Here is a 14,886-nt window from a genome sequence, read left to right as displayed (position 1 = left end):
TTAATTAGCGCAACCGGTCAAGTGATTTCACCAATTGTTCATCATGTTTAATGCCACGTAAAGCCAATAATAGAAAAGGAATTGCGGCTACCAATATAAAGAAACCGGGTTTGGTTGAAAATTGAACGATCAAATCATCCGTATTCTCAACAGCTGCCGCTGATAAAAGCACCGGTTTTCCAAAAAAATAAAAAGCATAAATACCCAATACAACCAGAATATGTAAAACCAGCGTGAGACGTGTCAGCAGAATTTGTCTTTTGCGTTTTTTGTACATCATGAAACAAACAATGATCAGCAGTGCCAGTAAAACGTATATCAAATAGAGCGGCACAGCGCGCGTAGTTCCAAGTAAATCACCCACAAGTCCGTTTGGCCCTAGACTAGTTGTACTTGTAATTTTTTCAGTGCCAATCACAGTGCTAATTTCAATTGAAAACAATGGAAACCAGAGCATGAGCAAAACACAAATCAAGGCAATTAAAAAATAAACTGATTGAATTCTTTGTATCATCGGTTATATAAATAAGTTTAATCCTTGCAAATATAGCAATGTATGGTGCCTGTAACCAAAATACCTGTTGCATTTATATTTAGACACATTGAATTATTAATAAATTTTGAGAAATCATACCGGTAGCCTATGTCAGTTTGCATTAACTTTGACAGGTTATAAAGAGTAAATAAGTTCTTCCATTTCTACATGAAAGCATTGTATATAAAAGAGCTTCGTAGTTTTTTAGGGTCTATCATTGGCTACATTTTCATTACCATTTTTTTGGTACTGAATAGTTTGTTCCTTTGGGTATTCTCTTATGAAACAAATATTTTAGATGGGGGCACTGCTGACCTGCGCCCGTTTTTTGGTATCAGCCCAATCATTTTTATCATTTTGATTCCGGCAATAACTATGCGTTCATTTTCTGAAGAAAAACGCACAGGCACAATTGAACTGCTATTCACCAAGCCTATCTCAGACCTCACCATAATTCTTACCAAATATTTGGCAGGCGTTACCCTGGTTTTCATTTCTATCATTCCAACATTTGTATATTACTTCACGGTGCATCAGTTAGGTGACCCTGTGGGCATTGTTGATGATGGGGCAACTATCACCTCTTATTTTGGATTAATGTTAATTGGTGCTTGTTTGGTTGCGGTTGGAATTTTTGCCAGCTCAGTTACCAATAGTCAAATTGTTTCATTCATCTTAGCCATGTTCTTGTCCTGGTTTCTTTTTCTGGGACTTGATTTGCTGGCCGTTTACAGTCAGTTTGGCGGGCTTGATTTATTGTTCAGAAATCTTGGAATGATGGAGCATTACACCGCGTGTCAAAAGGGAGTACTTGACACCCGCGACTTAATTTATTTTATCAGTTTCATCGCAATTTTTATTCTCACAACAAAACTCATTCTGCAGTCTCGTAAGTGGTAATATATGTTTGTAAAGAAAAAAAATAGTTCAAAATCTGACCTCATCAACTTTGCTGCTTTGATTGGAGTAATTATTCTATTGAACTATATCTGCTCATTCTTTTTTGGAAGATTTGATTTTACTGAAGATAAGCGTCACACACTTTCTCCTAACACCATTGCTCTATTGCAGAATGAAAAAAGATTGCAGGATCGTATCTTGTTCAAAATTTATCTTGAAGGTGACCTGCCGGCAGATATGATGCGCATTAGAAATGCAGTGCAAGAAAAATTAGATGAATTCATTGTTTATGCCGGTGAAAACATTCAATATGAATTCATTGATCCAAACGGAGATGAAGATGAAGATTTTAATCTACAGGTGCAGGAATCAATCTATGACAAAGGGCGCGGTATTATTCCCTGTGACATGGAAATCATTGAATCAGGAAAAACTGAAATCAAAACCGTTTGGCCGGGAGCCATTATTGAATACAAAGGCTTAACCATTGATCATGTACAATTTTTCAAAAAACGGGTAATTCTGCACAATGATGACATTCGCAATCTGGCAGATGTTTCAATAAATAATCTGGAGTATCTTTTAATTTCAGCTATCAGACGAGTAACTGATGAGGAGAAAAAAAGGATAGCATTTTTGCAAGGACAAGGTGAACTGATGCCTGTTCAAACTGCTGATATCAGAGATGGTTTGATGAGATATTATGAGGTAAAAGATGTTACCATTAACGGACAAATCAACGCACTGGATGAAATTGACGCACTAATTGTGGCATCTCCCACCGAGCGCTTCAATGAACGAGACAAGTTTGTTATTGATCAGTTTATTATGAGAGGTGGCAAAGTTCTATGGTTTGTTGATCCGGTTTATGTTGATCGTGATTCTCTCTATTTCACCGGAGAAACTTATGGTGTTGCCTCCAATCTAAACATAGAAAAAGATATGATTTACAAATACGGAGTGAGATTAAACACTGATCTCATCATTGATAAAACATGTGGCCCGCTCTATGTGCCTGGTCATCCTACGGGAATTGTAGACTGGTATTTTTATCCAAATCTTGAACGTGAAAATCATCCAATCACAAAAAACATTGATCCAATTAAGTCAGAATATGCCAGTTCTATTGATATAGTAAATGAGCAAGAAAAATCTATCAAGAAAACCGTACTACTCAAATCAAGTTATAACTCCCGCATTTTTAAAGCACGTGCGCGTGTAAACTATTCAATTATTGACGTTGAACCTAAATTTAATGACGGTACACAAGGTGATTTTCCGGTTGCTGTTTTACTTGAAGGAATTTTTCCGTCGGCCTTTGAAAACAGATTGCCTGATGCATTTGTCAATTCAGCCGACTATCAAACAAGATTCAGATCTGACTCAACAAAAATGCTTGTGGTTGCTGATGGTGATATTATTCGCAATGAAGTTGACTCTATGCTTAAAGACGGGCAAATGCGATATTATCCTATCCCTCTAAAAACAGATGTGTATGGAGTAATGAATCAAAATGGCACCCCAAAATACATTTACGGTAATAAAGAATTTGTACTCAATTCAGTTGATTATATGTTGGATGATTTCTCACTAATAGATGTGCGCACTAAAACGATCACATTGCGAATGCTTGATACCGCGCGCATTATTGAAGAAAAAGAATTTTGGAGAATGCTCAACATCTTGCTGCCGCTCATGCTCATCTCATTGGTTGGCGCAGGTCAATTTTTAATTCGCAAAAAAAGATTTGCTACCGGTTTCTGATATAAACTCCGGCTTCTGAAAGACTGGTAAAAAATTGCTGATTCTTCATAAGTTCTCCAACTCACTGTTTTGTATATTTGTGCATGATTGAAGTGTCTGTCTTTTATTCTCAGATATTTTATTGCATACATTTGAAAAGAAACTCAGGCAAAATCATTCAACTTAGTTAACATGATGCGATCAAAAAAATTTAGAACAATATCTATTCTGGTTCTGTTGGCAGGGCTAGCACTAATTGCCTGGTGGTTAAACAAAGGTCAAGATAACTCAAAACTTGCAGATGAGGCGCTTTCAGATTTTGCGGTGAAAGATACAGCGGCTATTGATAAACTGATTTTGAATGATACGGAAGGAAATCCTGGTGTGACCTTAATCCGCACCGCCAACGGATGGACCACTGATAAGGATATCTGCGTTCAACAACATCTGGTCAACACCATGCTTGAAACAATTAGACACGTCACCGTAAAGGGACTAGTACCAAAGGATGCCATTGAAACCGTAAATAAAAATCTCACTACACACCATAAAAAATTAGAAATCTTTGTTCAGGGAGAGCTTGTAAAAACCTGGTACATTGGTAATCCATCACCTGATCATTATGGCACTTACATGTTGCTGAAAGATCCTGAAAAAGGCAAATCACCTGAGCCATTTATCATGCACATGCCTAATGAACATGGCAGTTTACAATCTCGTTTCATTACTAACCCAAATGAAATGGAATGCTCAGGAATTTTCAATTATGATCCGTTAGATGTCAAATCAATTGATGTAAAGCAACCTGATTCAAGCCATCTCAATTTTAAAATTGTGGCTAACGATGAAAATAATTTTTCTCTCTTCAATAATCAGAAAAGTATTGCAAATTTTGATACTACCAGAGTGCGTTCTTATATTCTCTATTATAAAAAAGTGCACTATGAATCACACAACTCATTGCTCAATGCTAAACAGGTAGATTCACTCAAACTTGCTGTACCGTACTTTACCATTGAGGTGACCAATAAAAAAGATGAGTCAAAGAAAATAGCGCTTTACAAAAAAAGATTTGTTGTTGAGCGTTATGGATATGACGGAAAATTACTTCAATATGATCAAGACAGACTTTGGGTTGTTTTACCTGACGGCAGACTGGTTGTAGGTCAATATCACGTTTTTGATAAATTGCTGCGCGATATCCGATACTTTGATAAAAATACCCCGGCGTACCAATTCTAATACGCTCATTCTTGGAATCCCATGTTGCAGGCAATGGGCTAATAAGCATGGCTTGTTTCTGGTAATTATTTACATTTGTCCAAGAATTCTCAAAACTCTATGCGCGCTTATCTTGACAATGCAGCAACAACACCCATGGCACCTGAAGTAATTGAGGTGATGACCAACGTAATGAAAGATAATTTTGGAAATCCTTCATCACAACATTCATTTGGGCGAGAGTCAAAAGCCATCATTGAGCATGCACGCAGAAGAGTTGCTCGTTTAATTAATGCTGAATCAAAAGAAATCATTTTTACATCCGGCGGCACTGAGGCAGATAATCTGGCTATTCATGCTGCCATAGATGATTTGGGTGTAACCCGTATTATAACATCTGCAATTGAACATCACGCAGTAGGACATACCGTCACAGCACAAAGTAAAGCAAAGGTAGTCTACGTTAATCTCACTCCAACCGGACGCGTTGACATTGATCATTTGGAAGAATTGCTCAAAGCAAGCAATGAAAAAACACTTGTTTCTCTGATGCACGCCAACAATGAAATTGGTACCCTGCTTGACGTGAGAAAAGTTGGAAATCTTTGCAAAACTTACAATGCCTATTTTCATTCAGACACCGTGCAAACAATGGGACACTATGCGGTGAATATTCATGATCCTGAAATTCATTTCGTAACCTGCGCCGCACATAAATTTCACGGCCCAAAAGGAATTGGATTTTTGTACGTGAATAAAAATTTAAAATTCACCCCGGCTATTCACGGCGGTTCACAAGAGCGCGGTTTGCGCGGCGGAACTGAAAATCTTACAGGCATCGCAGGCCTGGCAAAAGCACTCGAACTAGCTAATGAAAATATTGAAGAGCATCAGCAATACGTGCAAGGTTTAAAGTCATACATGATTGATGAATTGCAGAAACGAATTCCCGGTGTTGGTTTTCATGGTGAAATTGATCCTCGCAAAAGTTTGTATACCGTACTCAATGTGAAGTTTCCTGATTTTGAACACAAAGCCATGTTCTTGTTTTTGTTAGATCTTGAAGGTGTTGCATGCTCAGGCGGCAGCGCTTGTACCTCAGGTGCCAGCACAGGTTCACATGTACTTGAAGGTATAAAAGCTGAAACAAGAAAACCTAATGCTCGCTTTTCATTCAGCCGTTATACCACCAAAGCTGAAATTGATTTCGCACTTGAAAAAATTGAGAAGGTGTTACACACTAAATCACTCTCTTGATTTGTTTGTCTGCAAAATCATTTCAAAAAAAAATCATTACACCTTAAGTACCTTCAAATTTTCAAAGCTGAGTTTCCCATCTTTGAGGTCAAGCAAAATTTTACTGCCCGCATGCACCGTTCCGGCAAGTATTGATTTTGATAATTGATTCAGCAAATCACGTTGCATCACTCGTTTTACCGGTCTTGCACCAAATTGCGGATCATATCCTTCCAATGCAAGCCACTCCAATGCTTCATCGGTTGCCTCAATTTCAACATCTGTTTCTTTGAGTCGTTTTGCCAGCATACCAAATTGTATCTTCACTATTTGCAACACATCTTTTCTGCTCAGTGGCTGAAACATGATTGTTTCATCAATTCGGTTTAAAAATTCAGGGCGAATTGATTTTTTGAGCAAATCAAATACCTCTTCTTTGGTTTGTTCAACAATTTTATCTTTGTTTTTATCCGTGAGTTTGTCATAATTTTCCTGAATAATATGAGCGCCTAAATTTGATGTCATTATCACAATCGTGTTTTTAAAATTCACGGTTCTGCCCTTATTATCAGTTAGTCTTCCATCATCCAACACCTGCAATAAAATATTGAAAACATCAGGGTGCGCCTTTTCTATTTCATCAAGCAGTACAATACTATACGGTCTTCTTCTCACAGCCTCGGTCAATTGTCCGCCTTCATCATATCCCACATACCCCGGAGGCGCTCCCACTAACCTGCTAACTGAATGCTTTTCCTGGTATTCACTCATATCAATCCGCGTCATTGCATTTTCATCATTGAACAAATATTCAGCTAATGCCTTTGCTAATTCAGTTTTACCTACACCGGTAGTTCCTAAAAATATAAATGAACCAATAGGCTTCTTCATATCCTGCAAACCTGCCCTGCTGCGGCGCACCGCATCTGAAATGGCGGTGATAGCATCTTCCTGCCCAACAACTCGTTTGCCTAATTCTTCTTCCAGCTTAAGCAATTTTGAGCGTTCACTCTCAATCATTTTTGAAACCGGAATGCCTGTCCATTTAGAAACAACAGTGGCAATTTCTTCCGCGTCTACCTCTTCTTTAATCATCTTTGAATCAGCTTGCATATCGGCTAATTCTTTCTTAAAATTAAGTAAAGCTTCTTCCTTATTTTTTATCAATCCATATCTTATTTCTGCCACTTTTCCGTAATCACCATCACGCTCAGCTTGTTCAGCTTTCAGTTTTAATTGTTCAATTTCTTCACTGGTGCGCTGCACATTTTCAACCACATCTTTTTCTGCTTGCCATTTAGCCATTAGGGCAGTGCGTTTTTCATTTAACTCTGAAAGTTCATGCTGCAACTGTTCTAATTTTTTCTGATCCTTCTCGCGCTTTATTGCTTCGCGTTCTATTTCAAGTTGCATAATACGTCGGTCAATTTCATCCAACTCTTCAGGTTTTGAGTTCATTTCCATGCGCAGTTTTGAAGCAGCCTCATCAATCAGGTCAATTGCTTTATCAGGTAAAAACCGGTCGGTAATGTACCTCTGTGAAAGTTCTACAGCAGAAATAATTGCAGCATCTTTAATGAGTACTTTGTGATGTGCTTCATATTTATCTTTAATTCCGCGTAGTATCGATATGGCATCATCAGCAGTTGGTTCGTCAATCAATACAGTTTGAAATCTGCGCACCAAGGCTTTATCTTTTTCAAAATATTTCTGATACTCATTCAGTGTGGTGGCACCCACGGCGCGCAATTCTCCCCGGGCAAGTGCAGGTTTCAAAATATTGGCTGCGTCCATGGCGCCTTCACCGCCACCCGCACCAATCAAGGTATGTATTTCATCAATAAATAATAAAATCTCACCATCTGAATCTATCACCTCTTTCACAACAGATTTAAGGCGCTCTTCAAATTCGCCTTTGTATTTTGCCCCTGCTACAAGCGCTCCCATGTCTAATGAAAAAACCTTGCGTGATTTCAAATTTTCAGGCACATCACCATTTACAATTCGGTGCGCAATTCCTTCAGCAATGGCGGTTTTACCCACACCAGGTTCACCAATTAATATCGGGTTGTTTTTTGTTCTGCGCGTTAATATTTGTAATACCCTTCTTATCTCTTCATCTCTCCCAATCACCGGGTCAAGTTTACCTGCCTTAGCCAAACCATTCAAATCTTTAGCATACTTAGCCAATGCTTGGTATGTATCTTCTGAACTTTTTGAGTTCACCGTATTTCCATTGCGTAATTTCATAATGGCCTGTTTAATTTTCTCTTTTGTAATACCTGAATCTTTTAAAAATTTTCCCAGCTGGTCATTCAAATCTTTCATTGCCAGAAACAATAACTCAATAGATAAATACTCATCCTTATAAGTATCCATCTGTTTAAAGGCATTTGCCAACAAGGTGTTAGCCGCACCACTTAAGTGCAATTGTCCGCCACTCACCTTTGGGTAACTTACCACAATGCTGTCTACTGTCTGCTGAAATATTTTTTCATTCACTGCACATTCTCTTAGTAAAAACGGAATCACGCTGTTATCCACCTCCATCATTCCCTTGAGTAAATGAGCAGGTTCTATCACTTGCTGTCCGTTACCCTCAGCAATCAATTGTGCCTTGTGCAAAGCCTCTTGTGATTTGGTTGTCAGTTTTTCAAAATTCATAAACTCACTTTTTATTCTGCATTAAGTGACATTGCGTACAAATCAACTATGCAAGTTTGAAATCTCATCCAGCAATAAAAATTCCAATCCATTTTTCAATCTCTTTTCCTGAAAATTTGACTGTAATCTAGCGGTTTTAATGACAATTATTCTGTAATTCTATTAACCACAGGTCAATTTTTCCGATTCCCGTTCATATTTTTCTCCGCCATTGAAACAGTGCACCACTAAATTATCTATCACGCACACCATCACGTGAACAAAAAAAAATACTCAGGCATTCAACAACATCTATTAAAAAATAATCAGGCTGCCCGGGCGTGCTTTCCGCTTCTAGTTGTATTTTGCCCTGTGGTTCAGCAATTTTTTTTTAGTAGCTTCCGTTGGTCGCTCCTAAAAACAAATCTTCACACACAGGTCATGCACACAAGCTATCCACTTCAATCACTGGCAGGTTGGGTAGCAGGTTGCACGCAAAATCTTGATTGATTGTAAAAAAAAAGCCCCGTTTTCACGAGGCTTCATAACTAAGGTTAATAATTGTATTTTCTATCTCACACGTTCAGTGAGCAAATCCAACTCAATGGTTGAATTTCCGTTGCGCACAACTTCTGACTTAATAATTAAATAAGTCATATTCTCCCACATAAAGAAAAAACCACGCATGTGTTTACCTCTAAAGGGGAATGAAATAATGTCGGGTGCACGCTCCACAACAAATTTTCGAATTGCCTCACGCACTGCTTGTGACAATTCATGATAATAAACGATGTTCTTCATTTTACTTATCAGGTTTGAAATCATAGACCCGAATTTATAAATTTTTCAAACACCGTTCAGTATAATTATCTCTTAAATAATTGTTAATAAGTTGTTTTATCTATTTTTTAATAAATAAACAGTTTTTTTAACTATATATTTCGAATTTTTATTGATTATTATCAATTTTATCGACCAATCTGCCCAATACAATAAAAATTAATCATTTCACCGTTTAATCACCGTGAACCATGCCTCGGTAATGAAATACTGCATCCTCAAAACTTTTCGCACGTAGATTATAGCAACCAGTCGTTTGCTGATTCCCTAAAAATTTAATTTGGCGTGATTTTCATTCAGATAATTAATTAACCATAATCTGAACTCATCAATATTAACCCAACCGTATTTTCTATCCTCATCATCTACATTTCGTGATTCTAAAGTGTAGTCCATTTTTTCACAAATCACCCCAAAAAAATCCTCTGCAAAAAATTCAAGTTCGGGACAATTGTTCATGAAATTAAAATAGAATTCTTGGTATAAGTCATCAAAACTTAAGTCCTTTTGCGTGAATTGTACAAGAATTTTAAGAAACTGTTTTTCTATACTCATTGAACTTGAAATTGAATAAACATCCCTATAAAAAATTACAAATCAAAATAACTAATGGTCCTCTCAGTTTTTTTTGCCGGATTTGTATTGCGAGGCTCACGTTCAGTTTTCGACAACCAGTTTTGCAGTGAATCATATTCATATTCATAGTTGAATTCAGATATCACGCTATCCCTGAAATCATACAGCAGTTTCTTATTTATATTTCCGTTATCATCATACTGAAACATTGTGCGTGTATCATATTGCGCAGTAGTTGTCCAAAACTTCACCTCCTGAATTCGGCCGGCGTTATCAAAAACTTGTTCCCACAGTTGAATCAATTCACCATCGGCATTCACATGTTTCACTTCTATTGCATTGCCTTCATTATCAAATTTTGTTGCAACCTGTTTAGTCACTGTGCCTGCTGCACTCAGCCAGTTTTCCCCAATTCGGTTTCCTTTTTTATCAAAAGCGTAACGGCAAACTGATGCCAGTACTCCGTATTTTCCATAATATTTTGATTCAAGCAATAAGCCTTTTTTAGAAAAGGTATTTACCTGTTCAAAAACCACAGTATCAAACAAATTGTAGGTTTTATAACCGCTGAGTCTATTTTTTTTATCGTATTCAAAAACCATACGATAAGTTACCGTATAATCAGCCAGCATATAGGTTTGAGAAATTTTTCTATTCAACGAATCAAACTCATTTTTGTACAACCAATTTATGCCGCCATAGTTTGAATATTCGGTGTGCATGGTTTGTTGCCCTGCTTCATTATAATCATACTCCACCCACAAGGTGGGGCCACTTTTGGTCACGCCACCGCGTCCGTTTGGGTACAACATATACACCTCTTCTTTCACATGTTTTACCTTGCCCCTAAAACCGGCTTTCTCAGCATCTGATTGTGCAGTGCAAAGCATAGCTGCAAAGCAAATGCAAGTTGCTAATACAATTTTTACCCTAGTCATGTTTCCTCAATTCAAATTTGTGTAATTGAAACGTAGGTGAAGGTAGTTGAATTTTTGGTTTTATAATAAAGGAGAATAGGTGATCCAAATTATCTTCCATTTTCAAAAACTTCAAAGCTGCAAATGCAATAAAGAGTATTAATCACAAAAAAAAACTCCCCGACAAAATTTGCCGAGGAGTTCTTCTAATTAGTTGAGAGAATGAATATTTATTTTACCGAATCAACCACTGCTTTAAAAGCTGTTGGGTGGTTAAGTGCTAAATCAGCAAGAACTTTGCGGTTGAGTTTGACACCTTTTTTGTTCACCAAACCGATGAACTGAGAATAACTCATTCCGTGCTGACGAGCTCCGGCATTAATTCTTTGAATCCAAAGCGCTCTGAAAGCGCGTTTCTTTTGTTTACGTCCTGAGAAGGCATGAACGAGACCTTTTTCGATGGCGTTTTTAGCAACGGTCCATACATTTTTCTTTCTTCCCCAGTACCCCTTAGCGAGCTTCATGAAGCGTTTTCTTCTTGCTCTCGAGGCAACGGCATTTACTGATCTTGGCATACGTTTAAATTGTTTTTGGTAAAGAGTGCGTTTTGTTTACGTCTTAGTTACTCGCTTACCGGGTTGTTAACTTTAACCTTTCCTGTTCAGTCCCCAATAATTTGGGCACCAGGAATTACATAAGCAATTGTGCCTTTACACTTTTAACGTCGGCTTTGTGAACCAAACCGTCTTTAGTGAGGCGTGCTTTTCTTTTCGTTGACTTTTTAGTCAAAATGTGGCGTTTGAAAGCGTGCTTTCTTTTGATTTTGCCACTTCCGGTAACCGTGAATCTCTTCTTGGCACTGGATTTTGTTTTCATCTTTGGCATCTTCTTCTCTTTTTATATCCCAACTAATTATTTACTTTTTCTTCGGGTTGATCATCATGATCATTTTTTTACCGTCAAGTTTTGGCAATTGTTCAACCACTCCATACTCTTCAAGTTCTTGCGCAAATCTCAGCAATAAAATTTCCCCACGCTCTTTGAACACAATGGCTCTTCCTTTAAAAAACACATACGCTTTTACTTTGGAGCCTTCTTTCAAAAATGCTTTGGCGTGATTGAGTTTAAAGTTGAAATCGTGATCTTCGGTATTAGGACCGAAACGAATTTCTTTTACAACAACCTGCGCTTGTTTAGCTTTAATTTCCTTTTGTTTTTTCTTCTGTTCATAGAGGAACTTTTTATAGTCTATGATTTTACAGACCGGCGGCACCGCATTAGGTGAAATTTCAACCAGATCAAGTTCTGATTCTTGCGCTTTTTTAAGTGCATCGCGGATTGACATGACGTCAGCTCCACCATCCCACACTACGCGCACTTCAGGCGACGTTATACGTTCATTGATCCGGTGTGCTTCTTCTTTTTGTCTATTGAAGAATCTTCTGCCTCCTTCCGGTCTTCTTTGTGTTTCGTAAGCTATAGTTCGTTCCTCCTTTCTTGAGTTGTCTAATTCAATTCTTTTTCTATTTCTTTGGTCAGAAAATCTGCAAATGCCTGCTGTGTCATACTTCCTAAATCTCCCTCTGCTTGTTTTCTAACACCAACCTCACCTGCTTCTGCTTCTTTTTCCCCAACAATTAACATGAAGGGTATTTTCTTCACTTCGTTGTCTCGAATTTTCTTTCCAATTTTTTCGTTCCTTTCGTCAACGAAGCCGCGAATATCGTAATTATTTAAGAAATCTAAAACTTTTTGTGCGTAATCATTATATTTTTCGCTGATTGGCAGCACCGCTACTTGGTCTGAAGTCAGCCACAGTGGGAACTTTCCGGCACAATGCTCTATCAACACGGCCACAAAGCGTTCCATTGATCCAAAAGGCGCTCGGTGAATCATCACCGGACGATGTCTTTCATTATCTGAACCAATATACTCAAGCTCAAAGCGTTCAGGTAAATTATAATCTACTTGAATGGTTCCTAGCTGCCACTCACGATTCAAGGCATCTTTTACCATGAAATCAAGTTTAGGGCCGTAAAACGCAGCTTCACCATATTCAACTACTGTTTTTAATCCTTTCTCTGCAGCGGCTTCAATGATGGCTTGTTCTGCCTTGTTCCAGTTCTCATCACTTCCAATATATTTATCCGGATTATTTGGATCACGCAATGAAATTTGAGCCTGATAATTTTCAAACTTCAGTGTCTTGAATATATACAAAACCAAATCAATCACGTTTTTGAATTCCTCTTTCACCTGATCTTGCGTGCAAAACAAATGGGCGTCGTCCTGCGTAAATCCTCTTACCCTAGTTAACCCATGTAGTTCGCCACTTTGCTCATAACGATACACAGTTCCAAACTCTGCAAATCGTATCGGCAGATCTTTATAACTTCTTGGTTTGCTCTTATAAATTTCACAGTGATGCGGACAGTTCATCGGTTTGAGCATAAACTCTTCGCCTTCATTGGGAGTTGTAATGGCTCTGAACGAATCAGCTCCGTATTTTGCAAAATGTCCTGAAGTAATGTACAATTCTTTGCCTCCAATATGCGGAGTAATTACTTGCTGATAACCTGCTTTTCGTTGTGCTTTTTTCAAAAAATTCTCTAACCTTTCACGCAGTTGAGCTCCTTTAGGAAGCCATAGCGGCAGCCCCATTCCAACTTTTTGTGAAAAGGTAAATAATTCAAGTTCTTTCCCTAATTTTCTATGATCTCTTTTCTTTGCTTCTTCAAGCATAGTTAAATAATCAGCTAGTTCTTTAGCTTTAGGAAAAGTGATACCATACACGCGGGTAAGTTGTTTATTTTTTTCATCGCCTCGCCAGTATGCACCGGCAATTGACATCAACTTCACTGCCTTAATAAATCCGGTGTTTGGTATATGTGGACCCCGACACAAGTCAGTAAAATTTCCCTGAGTATAAAAGGTGATTGTACCATCAGCCAAACCATCTATCAATTCAAGTTTATACGGGTCAGCTTTTTCAGTAAAATACTTAATTGCATCTGCTTTGGAAATTTCTTTTCTGATGTACGGATTCTTCTGAGAAGCTAGTTCCATCATCTTTTTCTCAATTTCAGGTAAGTGAGCGTCAGTAATTGAATGTTCACCTAAATCAATGTCATAATAAAAGCCATCTTCAATAGGTGGGCCAATAGCAAGTTTTACACCCGGAAAAAGTGCTTCAATTGCCTCAGCCATCAAGTGAGCAGATGAATGCCACATTGCCATTTTACCCCCATCATCATTCCAGGTAAGTAATTTTAATACTGATTTTTCAGGCAAGGTGCGCGTTGCATCAATTATTTCACCGTTTACTTCAGCAGCAAGCACGTTGCGCGCTAATCCTTCACTAATGCTTAATGCCACATCTAATGCTGTAGCGCCTTGTTGGTATTCTCTGACAGTTCCGTCAGGTAAAGTAACTTGAATCATGTTAAGCCAAATTGTAGTTTATTTAAATCTGTGTCAGGGTGTCACCTTAAAAAGATTTCACTGACACAAGTTGTTGCATTATTAAACAGCGGTGCAAAAGTACGATAAAAAAAAAGCTCCTCAGACATTTGCCTGAGGAGCTCTTGATTTCTTGAATCAGTTTTACATTTTATAACCCATTACCAGAACCATTGCACCTCGTTCTTTCATGGTTGGTGTTTTGTTCTCAGCACCAACGATGCCCGGAATTGAATAGCTAACGAAAACGCGTTTTAATCTGCCTCCGTTTGGTTTTTTCTCGTCGTATACTTTTTGCAGTTCAGTAGTTTCAACCACTACATTTTTACCCATAATGCCACTGAATTCTTTCAGCAAAATGCGGCTTGTAATAGTTTGGTCTTCATCATAGATCTGAACAGTAATGTCATTTGGCAATGATTTACCATTGAATGAGAAACGATAGTCAGTTTGATTGAACAAATAAACTTCCACTTCTTTTGTTTGTTTGTAAGTTTTAAAGTTGAAGTAGGTAACTTTAGAACCATCATAACGATAGGGTTTCAAAGCATCTTTTGCCTCAACTTTTTGTGACTCAATGTTTTCTTTAAATTCTGTAAGATTAGCTGCGGTTTGTGCAAACAGCACAACACAACAGAAACTTGCAATAATAATGAGCGTCCTTTTCATATGTTATTTTTTTTATCCACTTAACCCTTGCAGCGGGTTGCCTATTCAATTTAACGGACTAGTTCCGAGATTCTTTTTTGGCTCATGGCGTGCGTCAATCCTTTGTTTATTTTATCGCTTGCGTATTTATCTTTTGACAATTCATTC

14 protein-coding genes are annotated in these 14,886 nt (G+C 37.9%); 4 read left to right on the top strand and 10 right to left on the bottom strand.

Going from position 1 to position 14,886, the window contains the following annotated elements:
- Positions 1-4 precede the first annotated feature (4 nt).
- Positions 5-514, bottom strand: coding sequence for a DUF4293 domain-containing protein (locus tag IPH66_15310; GenBank protein ID MBK7130714.1), 510 nt, complete (start codon positions 512-514; stop codon positions 5-7).
- Between the two features lie 189 nt (positions 515-703).
- On the opposite strand from IPH66_15310, the gene gldF reads away from it, so the two are divergent.
- The 4 genes from gldF to IPH66_15290 all read left to right on the top strand — a co-directional run bounded on the left by gldF (position 704) and on the right by IPH66_15290 (position 5,656).
- Positions 704-1,435 (top strand): gliding motility-associated ABC transporter permease subunit GldF, encoded by a 732-nt coding sequence (gldF, locus tag IPH66_15305; protein ID MBK7130713.1) that lies wholly within the window; start codon positions 704-706, stop codon positions 1,433-1,435.
- A 3-nt stretch (positions 1,436-1,438) separates the two neighbouring features.
- Entirely contained in the window at positions 1,439-3,199 is a 1,761-nt protein-coding gene (gldG, locus tag IPH66_15300) for a gliding motility-associated ABC transporter substrate-binding protein GldG (GenBank protein MBK7130712.1), read from the top strand.
- 171 nt (positions 3,200-3,370) lie between these two features.
- Positions 3,371-4,420 (top strand): hypothetical protein, encoded by a 1,050-nt coding sequence (locus IPH66_15295; GenBank protein MBK7130711.1) that lies wholly within the window; start codon positions 3,371-3,373, stop codon positions 4,418-4,420.
- A gap of 99 nt (positions 4,421-4,519) precedes the next feature.
- Complete coding sequence (locus IPH66_15290; GenBank protein ID MBK7130710.1) at positions 4,520-5,656, top strand: cysteine desulfurase; 1,137 nt, start codon at positions 4,520-4,522, stop codon at positions 5,654-5,656.
- A 36-nt stretch (positions 5,657-5,692) separates the two neighbouring features.
- Here IPH66_15290 and clpB read toward each other — a convergent pair whose 3' ends face one another.
- The 9 genes from clpB to IPH66_15245 form a co-directional block, all read right to left on the bottom strand.
- On the bottom strand, positions 5,693-8,299 hold the full coding sequence (clpB, locus tag IPH66_15285) for an ATP-dependent chaperone ClpB (protein ID MBK7130709.1): 2,607 nt from the start codon (positions 8,297-8,299) through the stop codon (positions 5,693-5,695).
- Between the two features lie 549 nt (positions 8,300-8,848).
- A complete protein-coding gene (locus tag IPH66_15280; protein MBK7130708.1) occupies positions 8,849-9,103 on the bottom strand; it encodes a hypothetical protein in 255 nt (84 codons plus the stop codon).
- 282 nt (positions 9,104-9,385) lie between these two features.
- Positions 9,386-9,673, bottom strand: coding sequence for a hypothetical protein (locus IPH66_15275; GenBank protein ID MBK7130707.1), 288 nt, complete (start codon positions 9,671-9,673; stop codon positions 9,386-9,388).
- A gap of 35 nt (positions 9,674-9,708) precedes the next feature.
- Positions 9,709-10,632 (bottom strand): hypothetical protein, encoded by a 924-nt coding sequence (locus IPH66_15270; protein MBK7130706.1) that lies wholly within the window; start codon positions 10,630-10,632, stop codon positions 9,709-9,711.
- Between the two features lie 209 nt (positions 10,633-10,841).
- The gene (gene rplT / locus IPH66_15265) at positions 10,842-11,186 is read right to left on the bottom strand and encodes a 50S ribosomal protein L20 (protein ID MBK7130705.1); all 345 of its coding nucleotides are present in this window, start codon (positions 11,184-11,186) and stop codon (positions 10,842-10,844) included.
- 115 nt (positions 11,187-11,301) lie between these two features.
- Positions 11,302-11,496, bottom strand: coding sequence for a 50S ribosomal protein L35 (gene rpmI, locus IPH66_15260; protein ID MBK7130704.1), 195 nt, complete (start codon positions 11,494-11,496; stop codon positions 11,302-11,304).
- 31 nt (positions 11,497-11,527) lie between these two features.
- On the bottom strand, positions 11,528-12,091 hold the full coding sequence (locus IPH66_15255; GenBank protein MBK7130703.1) for a translation initiation factor IF-3: 564 nt from the start codon (positions 12,089-12,091) through the stop codon (positions 11,528-11,530).
- A 26-nt stretch (positions 12,092-12,117) separates the two neighbouring features.
- Positions 12,118-14,052 (bottom strand): threonine--tRNA ligase, encoded by a 1,935-nt coding sequence (gene thrS, locus IPH66_15250; protein ID MBK7130702.1) that lies wholly within the window; start codon positions 14,050-14,052, stop codon positions 12,118-12,120.
- Positions 14,053-14,214: 162 nt separating this feature from the next.
- Entirely contained in the window at positions 14,215-14,739 is a 525-nt protein-coding gene (locus tag IPH66_15245) for a hypothetical protein (GenBank protein ID MBK7130701.1), read from the bottom strand.
- Between the last annotated feature and the right edge of the window lie 147 nt (positions 14,740-14,886).

The sequence above is a fragment of the Crocinitomicaceae bacterium genome, from assembly GCA_016708105.1.
In the GTDB taxonomy this organism is placed as follows: domain Bacteria; phylum Bacteroidota; class Bacteroidia; order Flavobacteriales_D; family Crocinitomicaceae; genus JADJGJ01.
This window is presented reverse-complemented; position numbering and strand designations above follow the sequence as displayed.